Source organism: Variovorax humicola, from assembly GCF_037889915.1.
In the GTDB taxonomy this organism is placed as follows: Bacteria; Pseudomonadota; Gammaproteobacteria; order Burkholderiales; family Burkholderiaceae_C; genus Variovorax; species Variovorax humicola.
Map to the genome: position 1 here is coordinate 273495 of NZ_JBBKZV010000006.1, position 26892 is coordinate 300386.

Here is a 26892-nt window from a genome sequence, read left to right on the forward strand (position 1 = left end):
CGCTGCGGCCGTATCACTGGAGCCTCCGCCTTGGAAACACTGTCGCAACACGTCACGGACACGCTTCGCGACTGGGTCCTGCATGGCCGCTTCAAGCCCGGCCAGCGCATCGAGGAGATTCCGACGGCGCTGGCGATGGGCGTCTCCCGAACGCCGGTTCGCGCAGCGCTCGCGGCCCTCGCGAACGAGGGGCTGATCGATCACCAGCCCAAGCGTGGGTACCTGGTGCGCGAGTTCGAGCTTCAGACCATCGTTGCCGCCTACGAGGTGCGCGCGGTGCTCGAGGGCCTCGCATGCAGGACCGCCGCGCAGCGCGGCCTGGACGCCGGGCATGCGCAGACCCTGCGCGACTGCTTGGCGACCGGTGACCGCATCCTCGGCAAGGGATCGCTGCTGCCCGAGGACCACGAGCCCTACCAGAAGATGAACGTGGACCTGCACAACATCCTGCTCGCGGCCTCATCGAACCCGTGGCTCAGCCGCTTCGCCGAACAGGCGCACAACATCCCCTATGCGTCGGACCGCATCGTGCTGTGGGATGTCGAGCACGCGGTGATCTTTCGCTCGCATGGCGACCATCACCGGATCGTCGATGCGGTGCTGGAACGCGACGGCGCGCGGGCGGAGCAGCTCATGCGCGAGCATGTCTACTACGCCGGCATCATCTTCAAGAAGAACTTCGAGCGCCTGTTGAAAAGCACCACCGAATCCCCTGCGCCGATTGATTTGTGACGGCCGTCCAGCAGGCTTCGGTGATCCGTTGCAGGCAACTGGTCCGTGATGGCGCCCGGCGCCACGCCCGATCCATCGCCTGCCCGGAGCAATCTGCAAGCTGCCTTCAGGCGCTGTCCGGCGATTCGTCCGCCGCCCGAAATCCGGCCCCTCCTATGATCGTCCGAACAACACGATCCCGGAGACCTCATGCCAACCTTCACCACCCTGCGCATCGACAAGGACGCGGCCGAACCCCGCATCGGACGTCTGCTGCTGAACCGCCCCGAGCGCCTCAACGCCATCAACGACCAGACGCCTCGCGAAATCCGCGCCGCCGTCGAATGGGCCAATCAGGACGACGAGGTGCATGTCATCGTCATCGAGGGCGCGGGCAAGGGCTTCTGCGGCGGCTACGACCTGTCGCAGTTCGGCGAGGGCGAGATCGACCACCCATGCCAGCAAGAGCGATTTCCGTGGGACCCGATGGACGACTACGCCTTCATGAAGCGCAACACCGAGGACTTCATGACGCTCTGGAAAAGCGCGAAGCCGACCATTGCCAAGGTGCACGGCTACGCAGCCGCGGGCGGTAGCGACATCGCGCTGTGCTGCGACCTGCTGGTGATGGCCGAGGACGCGCGCATCGGCTACATGCCCACCCGCGTCTGGGGTTGCCCGACGACCGCGATGTGGACCTACCGGCTCGGCCCGGCGCGCGCCAAGCAGTTGATGTTCACCGGCGACACGATCGACGGCCGCAAGGCAGCGGAATGGGGCCTGGCCAACGAGTCGGTGCCGGCCGACCAGCTCGAAGCCGCGACGATGGCGCTCGCGAAGCGCATCGCCGGCGTGCCGCGCAGCCACCTCGCGATGCACAAGATGGTCGTCAACCAGGTGATGCTGGCGATGGGCCTGGAACAGAGCCAGCAGATGGCCACCGTGTTCGACGGCATCACGCGCCACAACCCCGAGGGCATGTGGTTCCGCCGCCATGCGCAAGCCGAGGGTTTCAAATCCGCGGTGCAGTGGCGCGACAGCGGCCGGCCGATTCCCGAAGGCGACGAGGCCCGCGCGCTGATCCGCGAATATGACGCCAGGCGCGGCTGACGCCGGCGGCTCAGCCCCGACCCGCCAGCGGCGATCGATCGGCCTTCCGGGCTTCCTGTTCAGACCTGGTGTCCTTCAGCGACGCGGGGGGTGAGATGAACTTCTGCAAGTTCACGGCCCATGGAAGGCGGATATTGATACAAATATCAAGTTTTTCGCAAATCGCAGCAAGTTACTGCATGAACCACCCGTGGCTCACCACCAGCGACTGACCCGTCAACGCATTCGTCGGAAACCCCGCGAACATCAGCGCGACCTGCGCTACGTCATCGGTGGTGGTGAACTCGCCATCCACGGTTTCCTTCAGCATCACGTTCTTGATGACTTCTGCCTCGGTGATGCCGAGCGTCCTGGCCTGCTCCGGAATCTGCTTCTCGACCAGCGGCGTGCGTACGAAGCCGGGGCAGATCACGTTGGCACGCACGCCGTGCTTGGCGCCCTCCTTCGCGACCGTCTTGCACAAGCCGATGAGCCCATGCTTGGCCGTCACATAGGGCGCCTTCAGCAGCGACGCCTCCTTCGAGTGCACCGATCCCATGTAGATCACGCTGCCGCCGCGCCCCTGCGCGTACATGTGCTTGAGGCAGGCCCTGGTCGTGAGGAACGCGCCGTCGAGGTGAATCGCCAGCATCTTCTTCCAGTCCGCGAAGCTGAACTCCTCGACCGGGTGCACGATCTGGATGCCTGCATTGCTGATCAGGATGTCGATGCCGCCGAATGCCGCGGCGCCCTCCTCGACGGACGCATTGACCTGGTCTTCGTTGGTCACGTCCACACCCACCCCGATCGCTTGCGCGCCCGTGGCCGTCAGTTCGGCGGCGGTCGCCACGGCAGCATCCTTGTTCAGGTCGGCAATGATGATCCTTGCGCCCTCCTTCGCGAAGACGATGGCGATTTCCTTGCCGATGCCGCTGGCCGAGCCGGTGATGTAGGCGACCTTGTCCTTGAGTTGCATGGTGTTGTTCCTGTTGGTTTGGGTGAAGGGTTCAGGCGAGGTAATCGAGTTCGACCGTGCCGAGTTGCAACGTCATGTCGGCGATGTAGTGCATGGCCGAGACGACTTCCCTCACCGGCAGAGCGGCCACGGGCGCAAGCGCATGGGGATGCAGTTCGAGCGCGGCCGGTCCGGTCCACGCGCCCTTGAGGTCGATGTCGACCATGTGATAGCGCACCAACTCGCAGATGCGCGGCGTGCCGTCGACGTGCGGAATGACCTGGCCCGACTCGGTGTAGTCGCCGAAGCCGGTCGAATCGGGCATGCGGATGAACTCGTACTTGACCAGCGGTTGCGTCACCTCCAGCGGCTCGGGCACCACGGCGCGCAGTGCGTCCATGTCGGTGCGGTAGGTGATGATCACGAACTCGCGTTGCACGAAACGGTAAGGCCCCGGCGGGAACGCCGGGCTGGTGGCTGGCATGGCAAAGGCCTTGCGCACGTCATCGATCTTCATGGATCAATCTTTCCTTGGGACAAAGGGCCACTCTGGCCAGCCCTGCTTGGCCGAACCTGAACACCGCGACAGTCGCCGCATTCGCGGCATTCGCCTACATGGGTCGCTTGACGCGGATAGACCCGGGCTCGCTCAGGTCGAAGGTGGTCACGCCGTTGGTCTGCACATCGCTGCGCAATGCCTCGGGATGGCGCAAGGTATTGAGCATGTCGCGTGCCCCCGCCAACCAGTGTTCCTCCACCGAGATGCGCGAGAACTCGTAGTCTTTCTGGTCGCGTTCATAGGGCTTGTCGCGGTAGATCAGGTGGAAGATGTCGATGGGCTGATGCGAAAGTTGTGCCTGCACGGCCTGCACGCTCGCGTCATCGCGAAGCACTGGCGGCAGTTTGCCGATGAGGTCGGCAATCGCCTGCTGCAGGTTGACGTTGGCGGCCAGCGCGTCCGTGTTCATTCGGGTGCGGCTGGAGTAGGTAATGTCCTTCTGTCGTTCGAGCACCTCCGAGATCGTCGTCGGCATCGGCCCGCGTGCATTGAACAGGTCGACCTGCAGGACCACCAGCGGCTCGCTGCTAGGCTGGTTGTCGAGGACGAATTGCAACGGCGTATTGGAGACGATGCCGCCGTCCCAGTACGCCTCGCCATCCACTTCCACCGGTGGAAGGCCCGGAGGCAGCGCACCGCTGGCCATGATGTGTTCCGGCCCGATCTTCTGTTGGGTGTTGTCGAAGTAGATCGAATTGCCTTTGCGAACATTGACGGCGCCCACGCTCAGGCGCATGTGCTTTGCGTTGTCGTTGATCCGGTCGAAGTCGACCAGGCGCTCCAGCGTTTCCTTCAGGGGCGTGGAGTCGTAGTAGCTCAACAGCGGCGCCGCGCCGCCCATCAGCAACGCCGGCGTAGCCCGTGGCCGAAAGAAACCAGGGATGCCGAATATCGCCGCGCCGTTGGCACTCCATTGGTTGAGCTGCGCGCGATCGCCGGCCCAGCTCGGCAGGCGCTGCGACGGGCCGGACGACACCAGGTGCCAGAACTCGCGCAACCGCTCCACGCGCTTGTCGGGTGCATTGCCTGCGATCAAGGCGCCATTGATGGCGCCGATGGAAACGCCGGCAACCCATGCCGGCTCATGCCCGTGGCGGCTCAGCGCCTCGAACACGCCCGCCTGGTACGAGCCCAATGCGCCCCCACCCTGCAGCACCATCGCCTTGCGGGCGATTTCCATGTTGGGCAGCTTGAAGGCGGGCGATGGGGCGGCGGTTGGTGACTTGGCGGTTCCGAGAGCCTTGACGACTTTGGTTGCTTTGATGGCTTTGATGGCTTTGATGGCCTTGATGGCCTTGATGGCCTTGATGGCTTTGGATTGTTTGACGGCGGGTGTACTCATGCCGTCATTGGACACCCACTCGCCTTAGGCCAGGCTGACCCGGCCTGCGGCGACCCACTTCGGTAGAAGCTCACATCTTCGGCAGAAGCTGCCCGCGAATCTCGCCGCCGGGATTGGCGGCGGTGTGCACGTTGGCGTACCACCTGCCGGCCATGAGGTCGGCCGCCTGCGCGGGCGTGAGCGTGGCCTGCCCCTCGATCGGGCTGGCCGGGGTTGCGAACGGCAGCACGATGCCAGCATTGGCCCCGGCCGCTGCCGGGCCATGGAAATGCGCTGCCGTCGCCGGACCGCTCAGGTCCTGGTAGATGATCTTGTACTTGAGCACGTTGGTGTCCTTGTTCAGCCAGGCCTCGGCCATTCCGCTGCCGCGCGTCATGTTCGGCGGAACCTCGCTTGCCGCGTTCATGGCGCCGCTAAACGCAGCGGTCTTGGACCCGCCCATCATCCCGCAGCCTGCCAATGCCACGGTGGCCACGCCAGCCAGCAATGAAGCGCGCAAAAAAGTGCCGTATCGGTTCATGGTGTCGACTCCTTCGTGATTGAAGTCGGCCAGCATAGACCCTTGCCGCAGAAACCCCGTGTCGGCCACGGCCGCGACTTCCCTGGCCGCACGCATCGCGTGCGGCCGAACCATAATCGACCGCATGCTTCCAGCCTCTGCCGGCACGGCCCCCGCGGCCGAACTTGCCCGACCCGAATCCCCGCGCGACCTGTTTGTTTCCTTCACCTGGCTGGCGCTGCAAGGCTTCGGCGGCGTGCTGGCCGTGGTGCAACGCGAGATGGTCGAGAAGAAGCGCTGGCTCAGCCCAGACCAATTCCTGGAAGACTGGGCCGTGGCACAGGTGCTGCCAGGCCCCAACGTGATCAACCTGGCGCTGATGATCGGCGATCGCTACTTCGGCCTGCGCGGCGCCATCGCGGCGCTTGCCGGCATGCTGGCGGTGCCGATGGTCGTGATCCTCGCGCTGGCCATTCTCTATGCGCAGTACGCCGGGCATCCGCAAGTGGCCGGCGCCTTGCGCGGCATGGGCGCGGTGGCAGGCGGCCTGATCGCGGCCACCGGCATCAAGCTGGTACCTCAATTGCGCCGCAACCCGCTCGGATTTGGCGTGTGCCTGGGCTTCGTCGTGCTGGTGGCCATCGCGGTCGCAGGCTTGCGCTGGCCCCTGCTGTGGGTGCTGCTCGCGTTCGGCGGCGCGGCCTGCGCCTGGACCTGGCGAAAGATCCCGGCATGACCATCGTCATGCAATGGCACGACTGGCTCGGCCTCTTCGGCCAGTACATGATGTTGTCCCTGCTTTCCATCAGTGGCGCCATCACCACGGTGCCCGACATGCACCGCTACCTCGTCACCCAGCACGCGTGGCTTACCGATGCGCAGTTCACCTCGTCGGTGGCCATCGCGCAGGCCGCGCCCGGTCCCAATGTGCTGTTCGTCGCGCTGATGGGCTGGAACGTCGGCATCAATGCCGGTGGCGGCCTGGCGGCTGGCTGGCATGCATGGCCGCTCGGCCTGCTGGGCCTCGCGACCACGATGATCGGCATCATGCTGCCCAGCACCACCCTCACCTACCTGGCCACGCGCTGGGGCCACCGCAACCGCGAACGGCGCGGCGTGCGCGCCTTCAAGCAGGGCATGGCCCCGGTCGTCGTCGGCCTGCTGATCGCGACCGGGTGGGTGCTGGCCAACGGCAACCGCACTGGCGACACGCCGCCGTGGCACCTGTGGCTGGTCAGTGGCGTGGCGGCACTCGTCGTGTGGCGCACGCGCATCCACCTGCTCTGGCTGCTCGGCGCGGGCGCATTGCTCGGTGTGCTGGGCTTCGTCTAAAAAAAGAACCATCGACAAGGACACTGAAATGCAATTCCGCACCATCGGCCGTTCCGACCTGAAGGTATCCCCGCTCGCTTTCGGCGGCAACGTGTTCGGCTGGACGGTGGACGAAGCCCTCGCCGTGCGCCTGCTCGACGCATGGCTCGACGCCGGGTTCAACTTCATCGACACCGCCGACATGTACTCGACCTGGGTGCCGGGCCACATCGGTGGCGAGTCCGAAACCATCATCGGCAAGTGGCTCAGGCAGACCGGCAAGCGCAACCGCGTCGTGCTGGCCACCAAGGTCGGCAAGCCGATGGGCGAAGGAAAGGCCGGGCTCGCCCCGGCGTACATCCGCGCGGCGGTCGATGCGTCCCTCAGCCGGCTGAAGACCGACCACATCGACCTCTACCAGTCGCACGACGACGACCCGAACACGCCGATGGAAGATTCGCTCGCCGCGTTCGGCGAACTCATCAAGGCTGGCAAGGTCCGCGCAATCGGTGCGTCGAACCACACCGCGCCGCGGCTGGCCGAGGCGCTGGACATCGCCGAACGCGCGGGCCTGCCGCGCTACGAATGCCTGCAGCCGCTCTACAACCTCTATGACCGTGCGGAATTCGAAGACGCGCTGGAGCCGCTGTGCCTGGCGCGCGGCGTGGGCGTCATCAACTTCTACGCGCTGGCCTCGGGCTTCCTCACCGGCAAGTACCGCAGCGAAGCGGATGCGTCCAAGAGCGCACGCGGCGGCGGCGCAACTAAGAAGTACCTGAACGCGCGCGGCCTGCGCATTCTCGACGCGCTGGACCAGGTCGCCGGGCCGCTCGGTGCAACGCCGGGCCAGGTGGCGCTGGCCTGGCAGATTTCGCGCCCGTCGATCACGGCACCCATTGCAAGCGCCACCTCGATGCGGCAACTCGACGAACTGGCGAAAGCGGCGCAGCTGAAGCTCACGCCCGAGGCGATGGCGCTGCTGGACGCCGCGAGCGCCGAAACTGCCTCGGCCGAACAGTAGGTCGACATCCGGGCTGCCCGTGCACGCCGCGGTCGAACTAAAAAAGAGCACCCCTCCCAGGTGCGTGCCGCAACAACCGCTGCCGAACTTCAGCTCTGGTCGGGTGCCAGCGGGATGTCGCCCATGGCTTCGTCGTTGCGCACGCCATGGGCCGCCTTCAGCAGCCCGATCGACAGGCCCTCTTCCTGGTTGGCGAAGCCCTTGGCAATGCCTTCCAGCGCATTCGACAGGTTGACGTCGCCATCGTCCCGCGCGTCCATGCTGATGTTGAGCACGCGCGCCGCCATTTGCCGATAGGTCACCACGCCCGATCTTTCAAGCACTGCGACAAGGTCGAGATAGAGCGCGAGATTGACGTCGAAGACCAGCTTCGCAGAAATATCGAGATCCTCGTGCCTGTTCTCCATCGCTTGCTCCTGTGTGCTTTAGATTTAGATACTGATCGATTGGCGCTGCCGCATGGCCTCGTAGAGGCACACGCCGCTCGCCACGGACACATTTAGGCTTTCTACCGCACCTGCCATCGGAATGCTGATGAGTTCGTCACAAGTCTTGCGCGTTAGTTGCCGCATCCCCACGCCTTCGGCGCCCAGCACCAATGCCAACGGGCGTTTCAGGTCGCATTGGTAGAGCGTACCCGACGCATCGTCGCTCGTGCCGACGCACCAGATGTCGCGTTCCTTGAGTTCGTTGAGCGTGCGTGCGAGGTTGGTGACCATGAAGTACGGCACCGTGTCGGCCGCGCCGCTGGCCACCTTGGCAACGGTGGCATTGATGCCGGCCGCGTGGTCCTTCGGCGCGATCACCGCATGCGCGCCGGCACCGTCGGCCACACGCAGGCAGGCGCCGAGGTTGTGCGGGTCGGTCACGCCGTCGAGCACAAGCAGCAGCGGCACCGTGCCCGTGGCCTCGAGCCCTTCGAGCAATTCGTCGAGCGAATGGCTTTGCTGCGTGGGCGAGACGCGCGCGGCCACGCCCTGGTGGCCGTGGCTACCGGCCAGCTTGGCAATGCGCAGCGCATCGGCCTCGACCAGCCGCACGCCAGCCTCTTGTGCGCGCGCGATGAACTGCTTCATGCGCGCATCGCGCCGGCTCGCATCGAACAGCACCTCGAGTACCGACGCCGGTGCGGTCTTGATGCGCACGCCTACGGCATGGAAGCCGAAAATCACTTTGGGGGAAGACATCGGGGGATTATCGATGTCAGGCCCTGGGCCGCTGGATTCGCCCTTCCGCCCGACGCGCCGGAATGATCATTCGTTGCGGTTCCCTATTCGCCCGCCCTGAAAAACCGCCATGCGATCACCGCGATGGCCAGCAGCACCAGCCAGAACACCGGCGACGAAAGAAAGGTGCTGCGCACGCGCCCCGGCTCGGCCATCGGATCGCCCAGAACATTGCGCATGCCGCGTGAAGCTGGCGCGTGATGGGTCGGCTGCGCGAACTCCTCATCGAAATCATCGGATGCCCCGGCTGACTTCATGGCAGCCGCCACGGAAGCCAGCGGCGAACGGTCGCCATTGCGGTAGCGCTCCACCGCTTCCTTGGCCTCCTTGAGACCGAGGCCGGTGTGTTCGCGGATCCGCTTGATGGCCTCGATCAACTCGCCGCGGTCGATCGCGGCAATGGCGTCGGGCGGCAGGTTCAGGTTCGGCATGGTGGCACCCTCTCGACGTGACTATGAATCGGACGCGACCCGACCGGCCTCGATGGTGATGCGCCGCTCACACTGCGCAGCGATGCCACGGTCATGCGTCACCAGGACGAGCGTGGTGCCGAGTTCGCGGTTCAGGTCGAACATCAAGCGCATGACCTGCTCGCCGGTCGCGAAGTCGAGGCTGCCGGTCGGCTCATCGGCCAGCAACAGCGCCGGCTGCACGACGAAGGCACGCGCAAGGGCCACGCGCTGCTGTTCGCCGCCGGAAAGCACCTTCGGATAGTGGCCGAGGCGCTGCCCCAGCCCGACGCGCCCGAGCATGTCGGTGGCCGCCTTGCGCGCGTCCCTCCGGTCGGCCAGTTCGAGCGGCAGCATCACGTTTTCGAGCGCGCTCAGGTTCGCCAGCAGTTGGAAGCTCTGGAACACGAAGCCGACCTTCTGCGCACGCAGCGCGGCACGGTCGTCTTCGTCGATCGAGAAAATGTCCGCCCCCCCGAGCTTGACCGTGCCACGTGTCGGCGTGTCGAGGCCCGCGATGATCGACAGCAAGGTGCTCTTGCCCGAGCCCGACGCGCCGACGATGGCCGCAGTCTCCCGCGCACCCAACCGGAAGTCGATGTCCTGCAGAATGTCCAGCGTACCGGCCGAGTCGGTAACCGACTTGAAGACGTGCTCGACCGCAACTATTTGCTCGGACCGGGGTTCAGGCATTTGAAAGGCTCTCGTTTTGAATCGCAGACACTTTATCCCGGCCGCGATGCTGCCCCTCTCGATGGCCCTCGGGACGGGCCTCGGAGGGCCGGCGGCATGGGCGCAATCCGGCGCCGGTCCCACGATCCTGGTCATGGGCGACTCGCTGAGCGCCGAGTACGGCCTCAAGCGCGGCGAAGGCTGGGTGGCGCTGCTCGAAAAGCGCCTGGCCGCCGAGAAGATCACCGCGCACGTCGTCAATGCCAGCATCAGTGGCGAAACGACCGCAGGCGGCAAGTCGCGCATCGACGCATTGCTCAAGACGCACAAGCCGAACGTGGTGGTCATCGAACTCGGGGCCAACGACGCGCTGCGCGGGTTGCCCATCGCGCAGACGCAAGGCAACCTGACGGCGATGGTCGATGCGTCGAAGGCGATCGGCGCAAGGGTGTTGGTCGTCGGCATCCAGGTACCGCCGAACTACGGCGCGGCGTACCTGGACAGCTTTACCAAGGTCTTTACCAACGTCGGCAACGCGAGCAAGGTGCCCGTGGTGCCCTTCATGCTCAAGGGCGTGGCCGACGGGCCCGATGTCGCGGCGATGTTCCAGGCCGATCGCATCCACCCGGTGGCGGCAGCGCATCCGCGCATCCTCGACAACATCTGGCCGGAACTGAAGAAGCTCCTGAAGTAGGCCCGCCCATGAAAAAACCGCCGTCTGCGGTGTGCAGGCGGCGGCGTCCTTCATCGATCGGATCGAACTTTTCAGCTGTCCTTGGTCGGCAGCGTGGGCACCGTCGGCGGATCGTTCTCGAGCGACGCCACATTGGTTTCCGGATCGCCGGGCGTCAAGCCATCGCTGCTCGGACTCAGCTTTCGATTTGCCTTCTCGCGCAGCTTCTCTTCTTTCTTTTTTTTCTTGGCCAGTTCTTTTTGACGCTTCTCGTATCCGTAGTTGGGTGCGGCCATGTTGCTCCAGGTGTCGTGCCCCGAAAGCGGGACGAATCTGCGCCCACTGTAAGCGATAAAAGCCCGCGCGAAAACGCACGCCTGCGAGGATCAGCGGGCCATGCCCTCGAGCGATTGCGCCAAGTCGGCCCGCAGGTCGGCTACAGCTTCCAGCCCGACCGAAAAACGCACCAGGGTGCCCTTGTGCGGCCAGCGCGCCACGTTCGGGTCGCGCATCAGGCCGATGTCGTACGGCACGACCAGACTGACCGGCCCGCCCCATGAATAACCGAGTCGGAACAGTTTCAAACCGTCACAAAAACGGTCCACCTGCTCGCTGCTGAAACGCTCGTCGAATACCACGGAGAAAATGCCGGCGGCTTGGCCATTGGCGCCGCACAGCGCACGCCAGTTGTCATGGCCCGGCGATCCCTCGATGGCCGGGTGCAGCACCTGAGCAATCTCGTCGCGCGAACCCAGCCAACGTGCCAGTTCCCGCGCGGCGGCGTCATGCGCTGCATACCGGATCGCAATGCTTGGCAACGAGCGCAACAGCGTCTCGACATCGCCCAACCCGACGCCCCAGCCCATGCGCATGTGTGTGAGCTTCAGCGCCTGGTGCAGCCGGCCGTCGTCACGCGTGACTATGCTGCCCATCAGCACGTCGCCGCCGCCGCTCGGGTACTTGGTGAGCGCATGCACCGACACGTCGACGCCCGCCCCGGTGCCGTTGAAATCGAAGGGGTCGAAGGCCAGGCCGGCGCCCCAGGTGTTGTCGAGCGCGGTGATCACGCCGCGTGCGCGACACGGGGCGGCCAGGGCGGGCAGGTCCGGAAACTCCATGGTGACCGAACCGGCTGCCTCCAGCCAGACCAGCTTGGTGCGCGGCGAAAGCTTGGCGGCCAGGTCACCCGGATTCATCGCGTCGTAGAGACGATGGGTGATGCCGAAGTTGGCCAGTTCGCCGTTGGCCAGCGCCTTGTTGGGGCCATACGCACTGTCGGGCAGCAGCACCTCGTCGCCTGTCTTGAGGAACGCGAATGCCACCAGCGAAATCGCGGCCAGCCCGCTCGGCACCAGCAGGCATTGCGTGCCGCCCTCCAGCGAGGCGAGTCGTTCTTCCAGCGTGAAAGTGGTCGGGGTGCCGTGCAGCCCGTAGGTGTAGCCAACCTTGGTCTTCCAGTCGCGGGCACGCATGGCGGCGACGTCGGCGAAGAACACTGTCGAGGCCTTGTAGATGCCCGGCTGCGGCGCCGCGAACTTCGGCGGCGGAACGTAGGGATGATGGATGAGGTCGGTGATCGGTTGGCGTGCCATGCCGCCAATGCTAGCGGGTGCAGAATCCGTGGTTCGAACCCACCGTGGCTGAAGGAGCACTGACGTGGCCATTCACGAGCTTTTTCCGTACCTGCGCGTTCATGACGCGGCAGCGGCGATCGACTTCTATTGCAAGCTGTTCGACGTCACCGAGAAATTCAGGTTGACCGAACCCAACGGCCGCATCGGGCATGCCGAGCTCGATTTCGGAAACGGCGCCACCCTGATGCTGTCGGATGCGTTCCCCGAATTCGGCCTCGAGAGCGCACGCACGATCGGCGGAAGTCCAGTGGCCCTGCACCTCCACGTGGACAACGCCGACGCGGTCATCGAGCGCGCGGTGACCGCAGGCGCCACGCTGGTGATGGCGCCGCAGGATCATTTTTATGGCGAGCGCTCCGGCAGCTTCGACGACCCGTTCGGACACCGCTGGAGCATCGGGCACAGCATCGAGGACGTCACGCCGCAAGAGATGCAGCGGCGCTACACCGCGATGCTGGCTGCCTGAGGCTCAAACCGACCACTTCTCGATGAGCTTCTCGGCACCCATGCCGTCGTAGCTTTCGAATGGTTGGTGAATCCAGGGATTGGTGGCCAGGAATTCGATGGAGTAGTCGGGTTCGAAAGTCGACAACGCCTTGGTCCAGATGACGGCACTGCGCAGCTCGGTGATGGGCGCGTACCGGTTGCGAAGCATGTCGACCACCGCGTGCAGCGTGTGGCCGGAGTCCGCCAGGTCATCCACCAGCAGCACCTTGCCGGCGATCTCGCCCTTGGGCGTGGTGATGTATCGGGCGATGTCCAGATGGCCCTGAACCGTGCCGGCATCGGCGCGGTAGGAGCTGGTCGACATGATGGCAAGCGGCTTGTTGAAGATGCGCGAGAGCACGTCGCCGGGGCGCATGCCGCCACGCGCCAGGCACAGGATGGTGTCGAACTCCCATCCCGATTGGTGCACCTTGATCGCGAGCTTCTCGATCAGATTGTGGTACTCGTCGTAGCTCACGTAGAGATGCTTGCCGTCTTCCGTCAACATGGGTTGGCTCCTGATTTTTAGATTTCATGCGGCCACCGCGCGTGTAGGTCGGTGGCCGAAAGGGCTTGGAAAATTTCGAGGCTCGGCCCGCGATCAATCCGCAAGATAGGGGTGGCGCATCATGATGGTGTGGTCACGGTCGGGGCTGGTCGACACCATGTGGATCGGCACACCCGTCACCTGCTCGATTCGTTGCAGGTAGAGGCGCGCGTTGATTGGCAGCTTGTCGTAATGCGTCACGCCGACGGTGCTGTCGCTCCAGCCTTCGAGCGTCTCGTAGATTGGCGTGCAGCGCTCGATTTCATCGGCACCCATCGGAAGGATGTCGGTGACCTCGCCGTCGAGCATGTAGCCTGTGCACAGCTCCAGCTTGTCGATGCCGTCCAGCACGTCGAGCTTGGTGATGCACAGGCCCGACAGGCCGTTGACCTGCGCCGAACGCTTCAGCAGCGCCGCATCGAACCAGCCGCAACGCCGGCTGCGTCCGGTTGTCACGCCCTTCTCGGCACCGACGGTGCTGAGGTGATAGCCCACGGTGCCCGGCGTGGCCCAGTCGAGCTCCGTCGGGAACGGCCCGCCGCCGACACGCGTGCAGTAGGCCTTGGTAATGCCCAGCACATAGTGCAGCATGCCGGGGCCGACGCCCGAACCCGCGGCCGCATTGCCGGCCACGCAGTTGCTCGAGGTGACGTACGGATAGGTGCCATGGTCGACGTCGAGCAGCGTGCCCTGCGCGCCTTCGAACAGCAGGTTGGCGCCGTTCTTGTTGGCGTCGTTGAGTTCACGCGAGACGTCGGCCATCATCGGCTTGAGCAACTCTGCATGCTTCATCGCTTCGTTGAACACCGTGTCGAAATCGACAGGTGACGCGCCCAGCACTTCCACCAGCACATGGTTGTGCAAGTCGAGGCACACACGCAGCTTGGCGGCGAAGCGCTCGGGGTGCTTCAGGTCCTGCACGCGCAGTGCACGGCGCGCGATCTTGTCCTCGTATGCGGGGCCGATGCCGCGGCCGGTGGTGCCGATCTTCTCGATGCCACCCTTCTCGCGATACGCCTCGCGCGCAATGTCGAGCGCAGCGTGAAACGGCAGGATCAGCGGGCAGGCCTCGCTGATCCGCAGGCGCGAACGTACCTCGACGCCGGCCTTCTCGAGCCCCTCGATTTCCTCGAACAGCTTGGCCGCCGACAGCACCACGCCATTGCCGATGTAGCACTTGACGCCCGGCCGCATGATGCCGCTGGGGATCAGGTGCAGCGCGGTCTTCACGCCGTTGATCACCAGCGTGTGGCCTGCGTTGTGGCCGCCCTGGAAGCGCACCACGCCCTGGGCGCTTTCGGTCAGCCAGTCGACCAATTTGCCCTTGCCCTCGTCGCCCCACTGGGTGCCGACGACGACCACGTTTCTTCCGGTGGTAACGCTCATGTCTACTCGCTTCTCAAACAAATTCAGATGGATTGCAGTGTCCACTCGCCGCCTCGCTCGACGAGCTCGCGGTCGCAGTGGAATTCGTCGATTTCGCTCTCGTGGCCCGGCAGTACGCAGACCACGGTTTCACCCCTGCGGCGCAGCGCGGCGATGGCATCGCGCAAGCCCGCGGCGTCGCTCCATGGCGCGCGTACTGCAGCGCGCAACGGGCGTGCCGGCAGCACCTCCACCAGTTCGCGCAAGTCGAGGCTGAAGCCGACGGCGGGACGATTGCGACCGAACACCGCACCGACTTCGTCATACCGGCCGCCGCGCACCAACGCATCGGCCGCGCCGTCCACATAGATGCCAAATCGCACACCGCTGTAATAGGCGTAGCCACGCAGGTCGGACAAGTCGAAGCTCACGTTGGCGCCGCCGCTGAGGCGGCCCGCAAGCTGGCGCAGATCGGCCAATGCCTCCCGCACGGCGGACGTGTCGGGCAATACGCGCTGCGCCTCGTCGAGCACCTTCGCGTCGCCGTACAACTGCACCAGCGCCAGCAGACCGTCCCGCGACGCCGCCGGAAAATCGCGCGTCAGGGCGCGCAGTTCGCTGGTGTCCTTGGTGGCCAACGCCGCATGCACGCGGCCGAGCACGCTGCCATCGACCGGTACGCCGGCGAACAGCGAGCGCACGATGCGCGCATCGGCCATGTCGACCAGGACGTTGTCGGTGACGCCGGCGGCATGCAGGCAATCGAGCGCGAGCACGAGCGATTCGGTGTCCGCCTCCAGGCCGGCATGCCCATAGATTTCGGCGCCGAACTGCAGCGGCTCGCGTGTGGCATGCGGACGGTCCGGCCGCACATGGACGACCGGGCCGCAATAGCACAGCCGCGCAACGCCCTGGCGGTTCAGCAGGTGCGCGTCGATACGCGCGACCTGCGGGGTGGTGTCGGCGCGCAGGCCCATGCTGCGGCCGGACAATTGGTCGACCAGCTTGAAAGTCTGCAGGTCGAGCGCCTCGCCTGTGCCCGAGAGCAACGATTCAAGGTGCTCGAGCATCGGCGGCATGACCAGCTCGTAGCCATAGCCACGGGCAGTGTCGAGCAACTGGCGACGAAGTTCTTCGATGTGGCGCGCTTCGGAAGGCAGCACATCGGCAATGTGATCCGGGAGGACCCAGGCGGACATGGGAAAAGGAGGCGTGGGTTAAACGCGAATTCTACCGGCCTCGCAAGACTGGCCCTCAACGCGAGATCACAACGCGCACCTCAGTTCCAGAAACACCGCGGAACCGGCTTTGCCGGGCCGTTGGTGTTGCCCCCGCTAGGGGTAGGTGGAACGCACGAAGCGCGCGGAGCCTGGGGGCGAGCAACTAATTCGCAACCCAGAGCAGCAATACGCCGAGAAGGACGCTGCAAAGCCCGAAGAAGCGAAGCTGCCCGTCGCGCAATTGCAGCAACTGGACGAAGCCCTTGCGCCAGGTGCCGGGCGACAGGAAGGGCATTGCCCCTTCGATCACCAGCACCAACGCCAGCGCGCTCCAGAAAACGTCGGCGCTCATGGTGGCGGAAGGACTACCGGCGCGCTGCAGGCGGCACCGCACTGCCCGCCGCGCCCCCCGAGCTGCGCATCGCACGGAAGAAATCGGTCGAGGCCGGGTCGACCACGATCACGTCGCTCTTCTTGTTGAAGCTCTGCTTGTAGGCATCCAGGCTGCGGTAGAACTGCGCAAACTGCGGGTCGCGGCCGAAGGCATCGGCGTAGATTCCGGCAGCCTGCGCATCGCCGTCGCCCTTGATCTTTTGCGCGTCGCGATAGGCATTCGCCACGGTCACTTCGCGTTGGCGATCGGCATCGGCGCGGATCTTCTCGCCTTCGGCAGAACCCGTTGAACGCAGTTCATTCGCCACGCGCTTGCGCTCGGCTTCCATGCGGCGATAGACCGACTCCGTGATGGCCTCGACGTAGTCGACGCGGGTGATGCGCACGTCGACCACGTCCACGCCCCAAGGCTTGGCGCCCTTCACCACGCCAAGCACCTCACGCTGCACGTTGGTCATGAGTTCCTCGCGGTTGGACGATATCAACTGGCGCACCGTGTACTTGTTGATGTTCTCCTGGAACGCGTTGCGCACGACGCGATTCAGTTGCATGGCACCGGCGTTTTCATCCAGTCCCACATTGCGGATGTACTCCGACGGATTCGAAATGCGCCAACGCACATACCAGTCGATCACCACGCGCTGCTTCTCGGCCGTGAGCATCGGCTCGGTATCGACACTCGACAGCATCAGCAGGCGCTTGTCGATGTACGACACGTTCTGGAACGGTGGCGGCATCTTGAAATTGAGACCCGGCTCGGTGATCACGCTCTTGATCTGGCCGAGTTGGTAGACCACGCCGAACTGGCGCTGATCGACCACGAAAAGCGTGGAACTCAGCAGCGCGAGCGCCACCAGGATCGACGTTGCGATAAATCCGATTCTGTTCATGTCAACGTTTCCTCAGCGGGCGTCGCGATCACGCGAACGGCCTTCCCGGGCGCGCGAGTCGCCCGTCATCGGTGCCACCGGAATCACCGAGGACTGGGCCGGTGCGGTGCCGGCCACATTCGGGCTGGCCGCGTCGGACGGCGTGGCCGCTGCGGCGCCACCTTGCGCATTCAGTTGCATGAGCTTGTCGAGCGGCAGATATAGCAGGTTCGAGCCCTGCTTCGAATCGACCAGCACCTTGGTCGTACTCGCGTAGATCTGCTGCATGGCATCGATGTACATGCGGTCGCGCGTGACCTGCGGGGCCTTCTGGTACTCGGCCAGCACCTGGCCGAAGCGACCGGCGTCACCCTGCGCCTGCGCCACGATGCGCGCCTTGTAGGCCTCGGACTCTTCCTTCAGGCGCGACGCCGTGCCAGTGGCCTTCGGGATCACGTCGTTGGCATAGGCCTGCGCCTCGTTCTTGGTGCGCTCGCGCTCCTGGCCGGCCTTGAGCACATCGTCGAACGCGGCCTGCACCTGCTCGGGCGGACGCACGCCGCCCTGCTGCAGATTGATGCCGACGATCTCGACACCGACCTTGTAGCGGTCCAGGATGGTCTGCATCAGCGTGCGCACGCGCGGCGCGATCTGGTCGCGCTCCTCGGCGAGCGCCTTGTCCATCTTCATCTTGCCGACGACTTCGCGCACCGCGGTCTCGGCCACCTGCACCACCGTTTCGCCGGGCGACTTGCTCTCGAACAGGTACTGCCGCGCATCGCTCAGGCGGTACTGCACCGCGAACTTGATCTCGACGATGTTCTCGTCCTCGGTCAGCATGGCCGATTCGCGCAGGCCGGTGGAACGTACGATGTTGTCGCGCCCGACGTCCGCCGAACGGATCTGCGTCACGACCACGATTTCGTGGCGCTGGATCGGGTACGGAAAGCGCCAGTTGAAACCCGCCCCGACGGTGGCCTTGTAGCTGCCGAACTGGGTGATCACCGCCTGCTGGCCTTCGTTGACGATGAAAAACCCGGTGCCGAGCCAGATCAGCACGGCCACCGCCGCCACGAGACCCAGCCCGAAGCCGGCGTTCTTCATGTCGGGCTTGAAACCACCACCATTGCCGCCGCCGCTTGGACGATTGCCATTGCCGTTGTTGCCGCCGCGGCCACTGCCGAAGAGGCCGCCGAGCTTGCGGTTGAAATCGCGCCAGAGTTCGTCGAGGTCCGGCGGTCCCTGGTTCGGACCCTGGCCGCGCGGTGGATTGGGCCGCGGAGGAGGTGGCGGCGGCGTGGCGGGCGGTTCACTGTCAGGCCGATTGCCAGACGGTCGCTGCTCACCATTGGACGGAGGCTCGTCGCCTCGGCCCCATCGACCGTCATTCAGGTTGAACACGCCCCGAAGACGACTCCACACTGGCTTTGCATTCATTCGTTTTGCTTGTTATCTCGTCAGAGGCGGGATTGTGCCCAATCAACTTGCTGCATCGTGCAATTCAGCGTCGGCGTCTAAGGTCATGGCTGCGGCGCTGGCAGAGCCGGAACGCGAAGCCAATTCAGCCCGCAGTGCCGGCACGCCTTGCCCTGTATGGGCACTGACGAAAATGCGCGGCACCTGGACCCCGTCGACCTCGATTTCATCCTGGAGATGCAGTGGCAGTTGCCCGCTTTCAAGGGCATCGAGCTTGTTGAACACCAGCAACTGCGGAATGTTGTCCGCGCCGATCTCCGCGAGCACGCTTTGCACCTCGGCCATTTGCTCGGGGTGATGCGGATTCGACGCATCGACCACATGCAACAGCAAGTCGGCGTCGACCGCCTCCTGCAGCGTGGCCTTGAAGGCGTCGACAAGGCCGTGCGGAAGCGCACGGATGAACCCCACCGTGTCGGAAATCGAAACCTGGCGGCGTGCGTCGCCCAGGTACAGGTTGCGTGTGGTGGTGTCGAGCGTGGCGAACAACTGATCGGCCGCATAGGCGCGTGCCTTGACCAGCGCGTTGAACAGCGACGACTTGCCGGCGTTGGTGTAGCCGACCAGCGAAATGTTGAACGTCTCGCGCCGCTCGCGCTGGCGACGCTGCGTGCCACGCTGCTTTTGCACCTTGGCAAGTCGCTCGCGCGTGCGCTTGATCGATTCGCTGATCATGCGGCGGTCGAGTTCGATCTGCTTTTCGCCAGGGCCGCCGCGCACGCCGGCGCCGCCGGTCTGGCGCTCCAGGTGGGACCAGCGGCGAACCAGGCGCGTACTGAGGTATTGCAGGCGCGCGAGTTCGACCTGCAACTTGCCTTCGTGCGAGCGTGCACGCTGCGCGAAGATTTCCAGAATGAGAAAAGTCCGGTCGTAAACAGCAACATCGAGCTGGCGCTCGAGGTTGCGCTGTTGTGCCGGACTCAGGGTCTGGTCGAAGATGACCTCGCTCGCGCGATGCATCAACGCCAGTTCCTTGATCTCGTCGGCCTTGCCGCTGCCCACGAACAGGGCAGCGTCGGGCGCCTTGCGCTTGCAAACAATGCGCGCGACAGGCTGGAGGCCAGCAGTTTGCGCAAGCAAACCGAGTTCCTCCAGTTCGCTGTCGAAATGAGGCAATCCGAAGTCGACGCCGACGAGAATGACGGCGCCTTCCTGGTATGAAATCAGTTCAGACAAACGGAACCGTACCGATCAGGGGAAGGCGCGACGGACAGGTGCCGCCGCGCTGGAGATACCGATCAAGAACCCGAGTCGTCGCTCTCGGCGGCCGAGAAATTCACCGCGCGGCCCGGAACGATGGTGGAAATGGCATGCTTGTACACCATCTGAGTCACGGTGTTGCGCAGCAGTACGACGTATTGGTCGAAGGATTCGATCTGGCCCTGTAGCTTGATGCCGTTCACCAGATAGATGGAAACCGGCACGTGCTCCCGACGCAAAGTGTTCAGGAACGGGTCTTGCAAAAGTTGCCCTTTGTTGCTCACGATATTCTCCGTGTTCAAGGAAGAGTTATAGGAGCGACGACCTTAACACAGCGTTTCTGCGCTTCGGCAACGGTTGCAAAAGCCTTGAAAAAATAACGTCTCTTATTCGGTGCCAGACAGGCCTCAGCACTCATTCAACTGCCGTCTTCCGAGGTCAAACGCACCAAACCGGCGCTCAGCCGCCTGATTTTTCAGCGTAGGGATTCGTCGACGTCTTGAATTCGATTCGCATGGGCGTTCCGACCAGATCGAACTCCTTGCGAAATCGAGCTTCCAAGAACCGCTTGTACGAGTCCGTGACGTGCTCCAGCGAGTTGCCGTGGATCACGATCACCGGCGGGTTCATGCCGCCCTGATGGGCATATCGCATCTTGGGCCGGAACATGCCGGCGCGCTGTGGCGACTGGAATTGCACCGCCTCGAGCAGCAAACGTGTCAGCACCGGTGTGGACATCTTGCGGGTGGCCGACTTGTGGGCCTGTGCAATCGACTGCCAGACCGGGCCCAGGCCCTGTCGCTTGATCGCGGAGATGAAGTGCAAGGCAGCGAACTTCAGGAACGGCAGGCGCGTTTCGATCTGGCGCTGGATCTGCTCGCGCTGGTAGCTGTCGACCGCATCCCATTTGTTGATGGCAATGACCACGGCGCGGCCCGATTCAAGGATGTAGCCCGCGATGTGCGCGTCCTGGTCGGTCACACCCTGCGTGGCATCCAGCAACAGCAGGACGACATTCGATGATTCGATGGCCTGCAGCGTCTTGACCACCGAGAACTTCTCGATCGCCTGGAACACCTTGCCCTTGCGACGCAGCCCGGCCGTGTCGATCAATTCGAAGCGTTGCCCGTTTCGTTCGAAGGGCACCGAGATCGCGTCGCGCGTGGTGCCCGGCAGGTCGAACGCCACCAGGCGCTCCTCGCCGAGCCACGTGTTGATCAGCGTCGATTTGCCCACATTCGGACGCCCTGCCACCGCCAGCTTGATGGACTTGGCTTCGCCGTCGTCTTCTTCATCTTCGGGTTCGACCAGGTTCAACGGCTCCAGCGCCAGGTCGATCAGGTCGCGAATGCCCTGCCCGTGTGCCGCGGAGACGCCGTGCACGTCGCCAAGCCCGAGCTCGTAGAAGTCGACTAGCCTGGTCCCGTCTTGCATGCCTTCGGCCTTGTTGGCCACAAGTACGGTGGGTTTGCCGAGCCGGCGCAATTCGCGCGCGATGTCATGGTCTTGAGCCGAGAGCCCCTCGCGCGCATCCACGACAAAGATGACCACGTCGGCCTCGGCCACGGCCTGCCGTGTCTGCTTGGCCATCTCCTTGAAGATGCCGCTGCCAGCATCCGGCTCGAAGCCGCCGGTGTCGATCACGATGAATTCGCGCTTCCCCTGGCGGCCGTTGCCGTAGTGGCGGTCGCGCGTCAGGCCGGCGAAGTCGGCAACGATCGCGTCGCGGGTTTGGGTCAACCGATTGAACAACGTCGACTTGCCGACGTTGGGTCGCCCGACCAAAGCCAGAACCGGCTTCATGGCCGGACCCTTATCACTGCTGGCTTCAAGATCGGTCTTTCAAAATGATTTGTTATTCGGGGCGGTAGCCGAACACGCCGCCCTTGCGAGTCACGACCACCACCGTGTTGGCGGCGACCACGGGCGTGGCGGCGATGGCCGAGCCGTCGGCGCTGACGCGGTTCAGGGGGCTGCCGTCTTCGCGCGAGACGAAGTGCAGCAGCCCTGCGCGATCGCCAATGACGACCGAACGGCCAACGACCAACGGCGCTGTCAAGTCACGGTACTTGAGCCGGTCCGACTGCCAGGCGCGCTCGCCGTCGGCGCGGCGCCATGCAACCACGTTGCCGTCGGACTCGGTGCCGACCACCAACTGCCCGTCGCCGCTGATGCCTTCGGCGCTCACTGCGGGCTTGCTCCACAGCAAGCCGCCGCGCACCGCGTCGACACAACCGACGCTGGCGTAATAAGCCCGCGCGCAGACAGTGTCGCCCACGCGGCTCACGCTGCCGGTCAGGTCAACCAGGCGCTCGACGTCATTGGTACCGCGGGGCGCTGCAATGGGCGACTCCCAGCGCGAAGAACCGTTGGCCGGATTGATACCGACCAGCCGTCCGCCGACGCCCGCCAGAAGCGTGTCTCCCACTGCGAGCAGCACGCCGGGCTTCTTCAACACCAGGGACTCGGCCGTGCGCTGCTGGATCCAGAGGCGGCGCCCGCTTCCGCCATCGTATGCGCTGGTCGCGCGGTCGGCGGTTTCCACGAAGACACGTCGACCGGCCACGAGTGGCGCGGTATAGGTCTCGGCTGTGAGCCTCTCGCGCCACAGGACCTTGCCGCCTTCGAGGACAACAAGTTCGTTCTTGTTGGTGACCACCGCCGCCATGGACCCGTCGCTTCCGACGCCGGCCGTGAGCGGCGCGCCCACGCTGGCGCGCCAGACCTCGGTGCCGTTGCGCGCATCGATGGCCACCACCGTGCCGTCGGTGCCGGCCACCGTGACCGTGTCGCCGCTCACGTTGGCCTGCAACGGGAAGTCGACAGCCGGAATCTTCACGTTCCAGGCTTCGCGCACGCCGAGCACCACTACGTTGGTCGGCAGTTCGGCCGGCTTGGGCTTGCTCGTGCTGGAACATGCCGCCAACGCCGCGATAAGAACCATCGCCAACCCGGTGCGAAGCACCGGCGTTGCAGGCATGAGACGCTTGAGATTCATTTTGCGATCAGGATTGTTTAGGGGCTGCAGGCTTCAGGGATTGCGTGTCGACGCCGACCGAGTTGAGCTTGATTTCAACCAGGCGCCGGTAGTCGTTGCGCGGCTCCAGTCCCGTCCACGCCTTCTGGTATTCGGTGCGTGCCTCGTCGCGCTTGCCCTGGGCCATGTAGATATCGCCCTTGCGGTCGGCCACGAGCGGCTCGAACTCCTTGGGGAAGGCGGTTCCGAGTTGCTTCAGTGCCTCGTCATAGGCCTTGCTGTCGAAAAGTTCGGCCGCGAGCCGCAGCCGCGCCACAGCCTGGTAACCGGGATCGACGGCCTTTTCGGCCACCCAGGTCAGCGCGGCACGAGAGCCATCGGCATTGCCCTTGTCGTGCAATGCCTTGGCGGCCAGCAAACCGGCTTGCTGGGCATAGCTGGTGGAGGCGAAGCGGTCCTTCATCTCGCCGAGCGTGCGCTCGACGATGGCGGGGTCGCCGGCTTCGACGTTGCGCTCGAGCGTGTCATAGAGTGCGGCCGCTTGCGCCGCCTGGTTGCGCTGGTAGTACTGCCAGCCGTTCCAGCCGGCAAAGGCCAGGGCGATCACGAGCAGCGTCGAGGTGATGAGGTTGCCCCAGGTGTTCCAGAAGTGCTTGAGCTGGTCGAGCTGTTCCTGTTCCTGAAGATCGAGAGGTGTTGCCATGCGCTATACGTTGGAGGAAGCCGGGGATTGTAGGGTGGTGGCCCAATCGGCCACGTCGGTGAGGGCGCGAGCGACCTGCGCGCCAGCGCCGTCGCGAAGCGATTTGACGGTGACTTCGCCACGCGCGAGTTCGTCGCCGCCGAAGATCAACGCGAAGCAGGCACCGCTGGCGTCTGCCTTCTTGAACTGCGATTTGAGGCTGCCGCCGCCCGCGTGCATTTGCACGGCGACACCGGCCGATCGCAAGGCTTCCAATGCCACCTGGACTTTGGGGCTCAGGGTCGGGTCGGGAACCACCGCATAGACATGCGGTGCGGCGGAAGGCACCGGCACGCCCAGGGTATCGATCAGCAACAGCAACCGCTCGACGCCGAGGCCGAAGCCCACGGCCGGCGTAGGTTTGCCGCCCAACTGCTCGAACAGGCCGTCATAGCGTCCACCACCACAGACCGTGCCTTGCGAGCCGAGTTGATCGGTCACCCACTCGAACACCGTCAGGTTGTAGTAGTCCATGCCGCGCACCAGACGGGTGTTGATGCGGTAGGCCAGGCCGGCTTCGTCGAGCACCGCGCGCACGGCGTTGAAGTGGGCCAGTGTCTCCTCGCCCAGGAAGCTCATCAGCTGTGGCGCTGCTTCGATCAGCTCCTGCATCGAAGGATTCTTGCTGTCGAGGATGCGCAGCGGGTTGGTGAGCAGGCGGCGCCTGGAATCTTCGTCAAGCTGTTCGGTATGTGCTTCGAAGTAGGCAACAAGCGCGGCGCGATGGGCCGCGCGCTCGGCTGGCTGGCCCAGGCTGTTCAACTCCAGGCGCACGTGCTCGCCTTCGACCAGACCCAACGCCTTCCAGAGGCGGCGCGCCATCAGGATCAGTTCGGCATCCACATCCGGTCCGGCAAAACCCAGGGCTTCGACGTCGAGCTGGTTGAACTGGCGGTAGCGTCCTTTTTGCGGACGTTCGTGGCGGAACATCGGGCCGATGGTCCACAGGCGCAGTGGGCCGTTGTAGAGCGCGTTGTGCTCGACCATCGCGCGCACGATGCCGGCGGTGGCTTCCGGTCGCAGCGTGAGCTTGTCGCCGTTCATCGAATCGGTGAAGGAATACATTTCCTTCTCGACGATGTCCGTCACTTCGCCGAGGCCGCGCACGAACAGGGCCGTGGGCTCGACGATGGGCGTGAGCATGTACTGGTACCCGTAGTGGCCCAGCACTGAGCGCAGCGTGTTTTCGAACCACAGCCAGAGTTGGGAATCCGGCAGCTTGTCCTTGCGGGTCACGCTGCCGGGCAGGATGTCGTTCATGCCTTTGACGGCATTCAATTTGTCAGCCATGGGGTCCGGAAATCAGTCGACCACGGCAGCCTGGCTGCCGAAGCGCTTTTCAATGTAGTTTTCGACGAGTTGGTGGAACTCGTTCGCGATGTTGTCGCCGCGCAGCGTGAGCGCCTTCTGGCCGTCGATGAACACCGGCGCGGCGGGCGTCTCGCCGGTGCCGGGCAGGCTGATGCCGATGTCGGCGTGCTTGCTCTCGCCGGGGCCGTTGACGATGCAGCCCATGACGGCCACCTTCATGTTCTCGACGCCAGGGTACTTGTTGCGCCAGACCGGCATCTGCTGGCGCAGGTAGTCGTCGATCTGCTTGGCCAGTTCCTGGAAGGTGGTGCTGGTTGTGCGGCCGCAACCGGGGCACGCCGTAACGCTCGGCACGAAAACGCGCAACCCGAGTGCTTGAAGAATTTCGTTTGCGATCAGCACTTCCTGCGTGCGCGACTCGCCCGGCTGCGGCGTGAGCGACACGCGGATGGTGTCGCCGATGCCCTCCTGCAGCAGGATCGACAGCGCCGTGGCCGAGGCAACCGTGCCCTTGGTGCCCATGCCGGCTTCGGTGAGCCCCAGGTGCAGCGTGTAATCGCAGCGCCGCGCCAACTCGCGGTAGACGGAGATCAAATCCTGCACGCCACTGACCTTGCAGCTCAGGATGATCTGGTTGCCATTCATGCCCATCGATTCGGCCAGCTTCGCGGAATCGATCGCGGAGGTGACCAACGCCTCGTACATCACCGACTTGGCGTCCCAGGGCTCGGCACGCTGGCTGTTGGCGTCCATCAGGCTGGCAAGCAACTCCTGGTCGAGGCTGCCCCAGTTCACGCCGATACGCACCGGCTTGTTCCAGCGCATCGCGGCCTCGATCATCTGGCCGAACTGCTTGTCCTTCTTGTCGCCCTTGCCCACGTTGCCGGGGTTGATGCGGTACTTGCTGAGCGCCTCGGCACAGGCCGGATAGTCGGTCAGGAGGCGATGGCCGTTGTAGTGGAAGTCGCCGATCAGCGGCACGTCGATGCCCATGCGATCCAACTGCTCGCGGATGTAGGGCACCTGCTCGGCGGCTTCCGGCGTGTTGACGGTGATGCGCACCATCTCGGAGCCGGCCAGCGCCAGTTCCTTGACCTGGATGGCGGTGCCGATGGCATCGACCGTATCGGTGTTGGTCATCGACTGCACGCGCACCGGTGCGTCGCCTCCCACCGTGACCGTGCGCGGCCCCCATGTCACGCGGGCCTGGCGCGAATTGCGCGCCCTGGGCGATGCGGGTTCGATCGGCAGGCAGGGAGGGAGGATCAGATCGTTCACGGCTTGACCTCGAAACGCGCGACACCGCCGGCCTTGGTCACTGCCGCGAGGTCGAAGGGCTTGCCGCGCAATTGCACATCGACGCCGGAAGCACGCCCGATGACCACCGACAGCGGCAGCGTGCCCGACAAATTCACCGTTTCACCGGCCTGCACGGTACGGCGCAGCAGCTGCTTGCCGCCTGCTTCGGTGACCGTGATCCACGAGTCCGCACGGGCCTTGAAGACCAGCAATTCCGCACCGGCCGCGGCGGTGGGTGCCACCGGCGCGGCGGGAGCAACCGTGGCCGCGGACGCCGGCGGCATGGGCTCCGCGGCAGGCGCGGCAGGCGCGGCCGGTGCGCCCGACTCGATCACGGTGCCGGCCGGTGCCGGCGGCGTATCGGCAGACGCCGTTTCCGACCGGCTCGTCAGCCTCGAAACCGTGGCGCTCAGCCGATCGAACGCCGATTGCGGAATCCAGAACAGCGCAGCGGCACCCACGAGCAGCAAACCGACCACCACCATCAATGCTCGCGACGGCAAGGACATGCCGCCGGCACGCCCCTGGTGCGGCGCGCCCGAGCGGATGTTGGAGCTCATGGTGCGATCGGCATCAGCCAGTCCCGGACGCTTGGCACCGGGCAGCTTGGCCAGCACCGGCCCGGGGTCCACCTTGAGCGCGCGGCAGACACTGGCCGCCAACGCGCGCGCGAACACCGGATCGGGCAACGCGTCGATGTTGTCGTCTTCCAGAGCCTCCAGCTTTTGCACGGGAACCTTGAGCGCGGCTGCCACCACGGCAATGTCCAATCCATGCGCCTCGCGCGCCTGGCGCAACATTTCACCGGCGGTCATGAGCGCGCTGTCTCCGCCGGCCAGCGGCACAGCGGCCGAGGCACCAAACTG

Annotated in this window: 31 protein-coding genes; 7 read left to right on the forward strand and 24 right to left on the reverse strand. The window is 64.8% G+C overall.

The features are described 5' to 3' along the window. The first annotated feature begins 30 nt into the window (after window positions 1-30). Together WKW80_RS13610 and WKW80_RS13615 are read left to right on the forward strand one after the other, a co-directional pair. Window positions 31-732, forward strand: coding sequence for a GntR family transcriptional regulator (locus WKW80_RS13610; RefSeq protein WP_340364086.1), 702 nt, complete (start codon window positions 31-33; stop codon window positions 730-732). A gap of 189 nt (window positions 733-921) precedes the next feature. Beyond that, window positions 922-1821 carry a crotonase/enoyl-CoA hydratase family protein gene (locus WKW80_RS13615; protein ID WP_340364087.1) on the forward strand — a complete coding sequence of 300 codons (900 nt, stop codon included), beginning with the start codon at window positions 922-924 and terminating at the stop codon, window positions 1819-1821. 172 nt (window positions 1822-1993) lie between these two features. Here WKW80_RS13615 and WKW80_RS13620 read toward each other — a convergent pair whose 3' ends face one another. The 4 genes from WKW80_RS13620 to WKW80_RS13635 form a co-directional block, all read right to left on the reverse strand. Beyond that, entirely contained in the window at window positions 1994-2776 is a 783-nt protein-coding gene (locus WKW80_RS13620; protein WP_340364088.1) for a 3-hydroxybutyrate dehydrogenase, read from the reverse strand. Between the two features lie 31 nt (window positions 2777-2807). Next, window positions 2808-3272: an acetoacetate decarboxylase family protein gene (locus tag WKW80_RS13625; protein ID WP_340364089.1), complete on the reverse strand. Its 465-nt coding sequence runs from the start codon at window positions 3270-3272 to the stop codon at window positions 2808-2810. 94 nt (window positions 3273-3366) lie between these two features. Next, the gene (locus WKW80_RS13630; RefSeq protein WP_422822904.1) at window positions 3367-4494 is read right to left on the reverse strand and encodes a patatin-like phospholipase family protein; all 1128 of its coding nucleotides are present in this window, start codon (window positions 4492-4494) and stop codon (window positions 3367-3369) included. A 232-nt stretch (window positions 4495-4726) separates the two neighbouring features. Continuing rightward, the gene (locus WKW80_RS13635) at window positions 4727-5176 is read right to left on the reverse strand and encodes a CHRD domain-containing protein (protein WP_340364091.1); all 450 of its coding nucleotides are present in this window, start codon (window positions 5174-5176) and stop codon (window positions 4727-4729) included. A 124-nt stretch (window positions 5177-5300) separates the two neighbouring features. On the opposite strand from WKW80_RS13635, the gene WKW80_RS13640 reads away from it, so the two are divergent. The 3 genes from WKW80_RS13640 to WKW80_RS13650 are packed head-to-tail and all read left to right on the forward strand — an operon-like array spanning window position 5301 to window position 7487. Next, complete coding sequence (locus WKW80_RS13640) at window positions 5301-5891, forward strand: chromate transporter (RefSeq protein WP_340364092.1); 591 nt, start codon at window positions 5301-5303, stop codon at window positions 5889-5891. After that, window positions 5888-6487 carry a chromate transporter gene (locus tag WKW80_RS13645; RefSeq protein WP_340364093.1) on the forward strand — a complete coding sequence of 200 codons (600 nt, stop codon included), beginning with the start codon at window positions 5888-5890 and terminating at the stop codon, window positions 6485-6487. Before WKW80_RS13640 ends, WKW80_RS13645 begins: the two co-directional genes overlap by 4 nt. Before the next feature lie 28 nt (window positions 6488-6515). Next, window positions 6516-7487, forward strand: coding sequence for an aldo/keto reductase (locus WKW80_RS13650; RefSeq protein WP_340364094.1), 972 nt, complete (start codon window positions 6516-6518; stop codon window positions 7485-7487). 89 nt (window positions 7488-7576) lie between these two features. Here the strand turns inward: WKW80_RS13650 and WKW80_RS13655 are convergent, their stop codons facing one another. From WKW80_RS13655 to WKW80_RS13670, 4 genes are all read right to left on the reverse strand, one after another. Further along, on the reverse strand, window positions 7577-7894 hold the full coding sequence (locus tag WKW80_RS13655; RefSeq protein WP_340364095.1) for a hypothetical protein: 318 nt from the start codon (window positions 7892-7894) through the stop codon (window positions 7577-7579). 24 nt (window positions 7895-7918) lie between these two features. Beyond that, window positions 7919-8674 (reverse strand): 23S rRNA (guanosine(2251)-2'-O)-methyltransferase RlmB, encoded by a 756-nt coding sequence (rlmB, locus tag WKW80_RS13660; RefSeq protein WP_340364096.1) that lies wholly within the window; start codon window positions 8672-8674, stop codon window positions 7919-7921. An 83-nt stretch (window positions 8675-8757) separates the two neighbouring features. Further along, window positions 8758-9144: a ribosomal protein L7/L12 gene (locus tag WKW80_RS13665; RefSeq protein ID WP_340364097.1), complete on the reverse strand. Its 387-nt coding sequence runs from the start codon at window positions 9142-9144 to the stop codon at window positions 8758-8760. Window positions 9145-9165: 21 nt separating this feature from the next. Continuing rightward, window positions 9166-9855, reverse strand: coding sequence for an ABC transporter ATP-binding protein (locus WKW80_RS13670; protein ID WP_340364098.1), 690 nt, complete (start codon window positions 9853-9855; stop codon window positions 9166-9168). A 46-nt stretch (window positions 9856-9901) separates the two neighbouring features. Here WKW80_RS13670 and WKW80_RS13675 point away from each other — a divergent pair, with 46 nt between their 5' ends. Continuing rightward, complete coding sequence (locus WKW80_RS13675) at window positions 9902-10528, forward strand: arylesterase (RefSeq protein WP_422822905.1); 627 nt, start codon at window positions 9902-9904, stop codon at window positions 10526-10528. Between the two features lie 71 nt (window positions 10529-10599). On the opposite strand, the gene WKW80_RS13680 is transcribed toward WKW80_RS13675, so the two are convergent. Both WKW80_RS13680 and WKW80_RS13685 read right to left on the reverse strand, forming a co-directional pair. Beyond that, window positions 10600-10803, reverse strand: a complete 204-nt coding sequence (locus WKW80_RS13680) for a hypothetical protein (protein ID WP_340364099.1) — start codon at window positions 10801-10803, stop codon at window positions 10600-10602. A gap of 90 nt (window positions 10804-10893) precedes the next feature. Then, window positions 10894-12099 (reverse strand): PLP-dependent transferase, encoded by a 1206-nt coding sequence (locus tag WKW80_RS13685; protein ID WP_340364100.1) that lies wholly within the window; start codon window positions 12097-12099, stop codon window positions 10894-10896. 64 nt (window positions 12100-12163) lie between these two features. On the opposite strand from WKW80_RS13685, the gene WKW80_RS13690 reads away from it, so the two are divergent. Next, the gene (locus tag WKW80_RS13690; RefSeq protein ID WP_340364101.1) at window positions 12164-12607 is read left to right on the forward strand and encodes a VOC family protein; all 444 of its coding nucleotides are present in this window, start codon (window positions 12164-12166) and stop codon (window positions 12605-12607) included. Between the two features lie 3 nt (window positions 12608-12610). Here the strand turns inward: WKW80_RS13690 and WKW80_RS13695 are convergent, their stop codons facing one another. From WKW80_RS13695 to WKW80_RS13760, 14 genes are all read right to left on the reverse strand, one after another. Further along, the gene (locus WKW80_RS13695) at window positions 12611-13135 is read right to left on the reverse strand and encodes a phosphoribosyltransferase (RefSeq protein ID WP_340364102.1); all 525 of its coding nucleotides are present in this window, start codon (window positions 13133-13135) and stop codon (window positions 12611-12613) included. A gap of 93 nt (window positions 13136-13228) precedes the next feature. Further along, complete coding sequence (locus tag WKW80_RS13700; RefSeq protein WP_340364103.1) at window positions 13229-14560, reverse strand: adenylosuccinate synthase; 1332 nt, start codon at window positions 14558-14560, stop codon at window positions 13229-13231. A gap of 23 nt (window positions 14561-14583) precedes the next feature. Beyond that, a complete protein-coding gene (locus WKW80_RS13705) occupies window positions 14584-15738 on the reverse strand; it encodes an ATP phosphoribosyltransferase regulatory subunit (RefSeq protein ID WP_340364104.1) in 1155 nt (384 codons plus the stop codon). A 184-nt stretch (window positions 15739-15922) separates the two neighbouring features. Next, a complete protein-coding gene (locus WKW80_RS13710; protein ID WP_340364105.1) occupies window positions 15923-16111 on the reverse strand; it encodes a DUF2065 domain-containing protein in 189 nt (62 codons plus the stop codon). Window positions 16112-16124: 13 nt separating this feature from the next. After that, entirely contained in the window at window positions 16125-17042 is a 918-nt protein-coding gene (gene hflC, locus WKW80_RS13715) for a protease modulator HflC (RefSeq protein ID WP_340364106.1), read from the reverse strand. Window positions 17043-17054: 12 nt separating this feature from the next. Next, on the reverse strand, window positions 17055-18458 hold the full coding sequence (hflK, locus tag WKW80_RS13720) for an FtsH protease activity modulator HflK (RefSeq protein ID WP_340364107.1): 1404 nt from the start codon (window positions 18456-18458) through the stop codon (window positions 17055-17057). Window positions 18459-18500: 42 nt separating this feature from the next. After that, window positions 18501-19673: a GTPase HflX gene (gene hflX, locus WKW80_RS13725; protein ID WP_340364108.1), complete on the reverse strand. Its 1173-nt coding sequence runs from the start codon at window positions 19671-19673 to the stop codon at window positions 18501-18503. Window positions 19674-19735: 62 nt separating this feature from the next. Continuing rightward, a complete protein-coding gene (hfq, locus tag WKW80_RS13730; protein WP_340338774.1) occupies window positions 19736-19981 on the reverse strand; it encodes an RNA chaperone Hfq in 246 nt (81 codons plus the stop codon). Between the two features lie 175 nt (window positions 19982-20156). Continuing rightward, on the reverse strand, window positions 20157-21500 hold the full coding sequence (der, locus tag WKW80_RS13735; RefSeq protein ID WP_340364109.1) for a ribosome biogenesis GTPase Der: 1344 nt from the start codon (window positions 21498-21500) through the stop codon (window positions 20157-20159). A gap of 52 nt (window positions 21501-21552) precedes the next feature. After that, window positions 21553-22695, reverse strand: a complete 1143-nt coding sequence (bamB, locus tag WKW80_RS13740) for an outer membrane protein assembly factor BamB (RefSeq protein WP_340364110.1) — start codon at window positions 22693-22695, stop codon at window positions 21553-21555. A 7-nt stretch (window positions 22696-22702) separates the two neighbouring features. Beyond that, a complete protein-coding gene (locus WKW80_RS13745; protein ID WP_340364111.1) occupies window positions 22703-23377 on the reverse strand; it encodes a YfgM family protein in 675 nt (224 codons plus the stop codon). A 3-nt stretch (window positions 23378-23380) separates the two neighbouring features. Further along, entirely contained in the window at window positions 23381-24706 is a 1326-nt protein-coding gene (gene hisS, locus WKW80_RS13750) for a histidine--tRNA ligase (protein WP_340364112.1), read from the reverse strand. A 12-nt stretch (window positions 24707-24718) separates the two neighbouring features. Continuing rightward, a complete protein-coding gene (gene ispG / locus WKW80_RS13755; protein ID WP_340364179.1) occupies window positions 24719-25996 on the reverse strand; it encodes a flavodoxin-dependent (E)-4-hydroxy-3-methylbut-2-enyl-diphosphate synthase in 1278 nt (425 codons plus the stop codon). A 5-nt stretch (window positions 25997-26001) separates the two neighbouring features. Then, window positions 26002-26841, reverse strand: coding sequence for a helix-turn-helix domain-containing protein (locus tag WKW80_RS13760; protein WP_340364113.1), 840 nt, complete (start codon window positions 26839-26841; stop codon window positions 26002-26004). Between the last annotated feature and the right edge of the window lie 51 nt (window positions 26842-26892).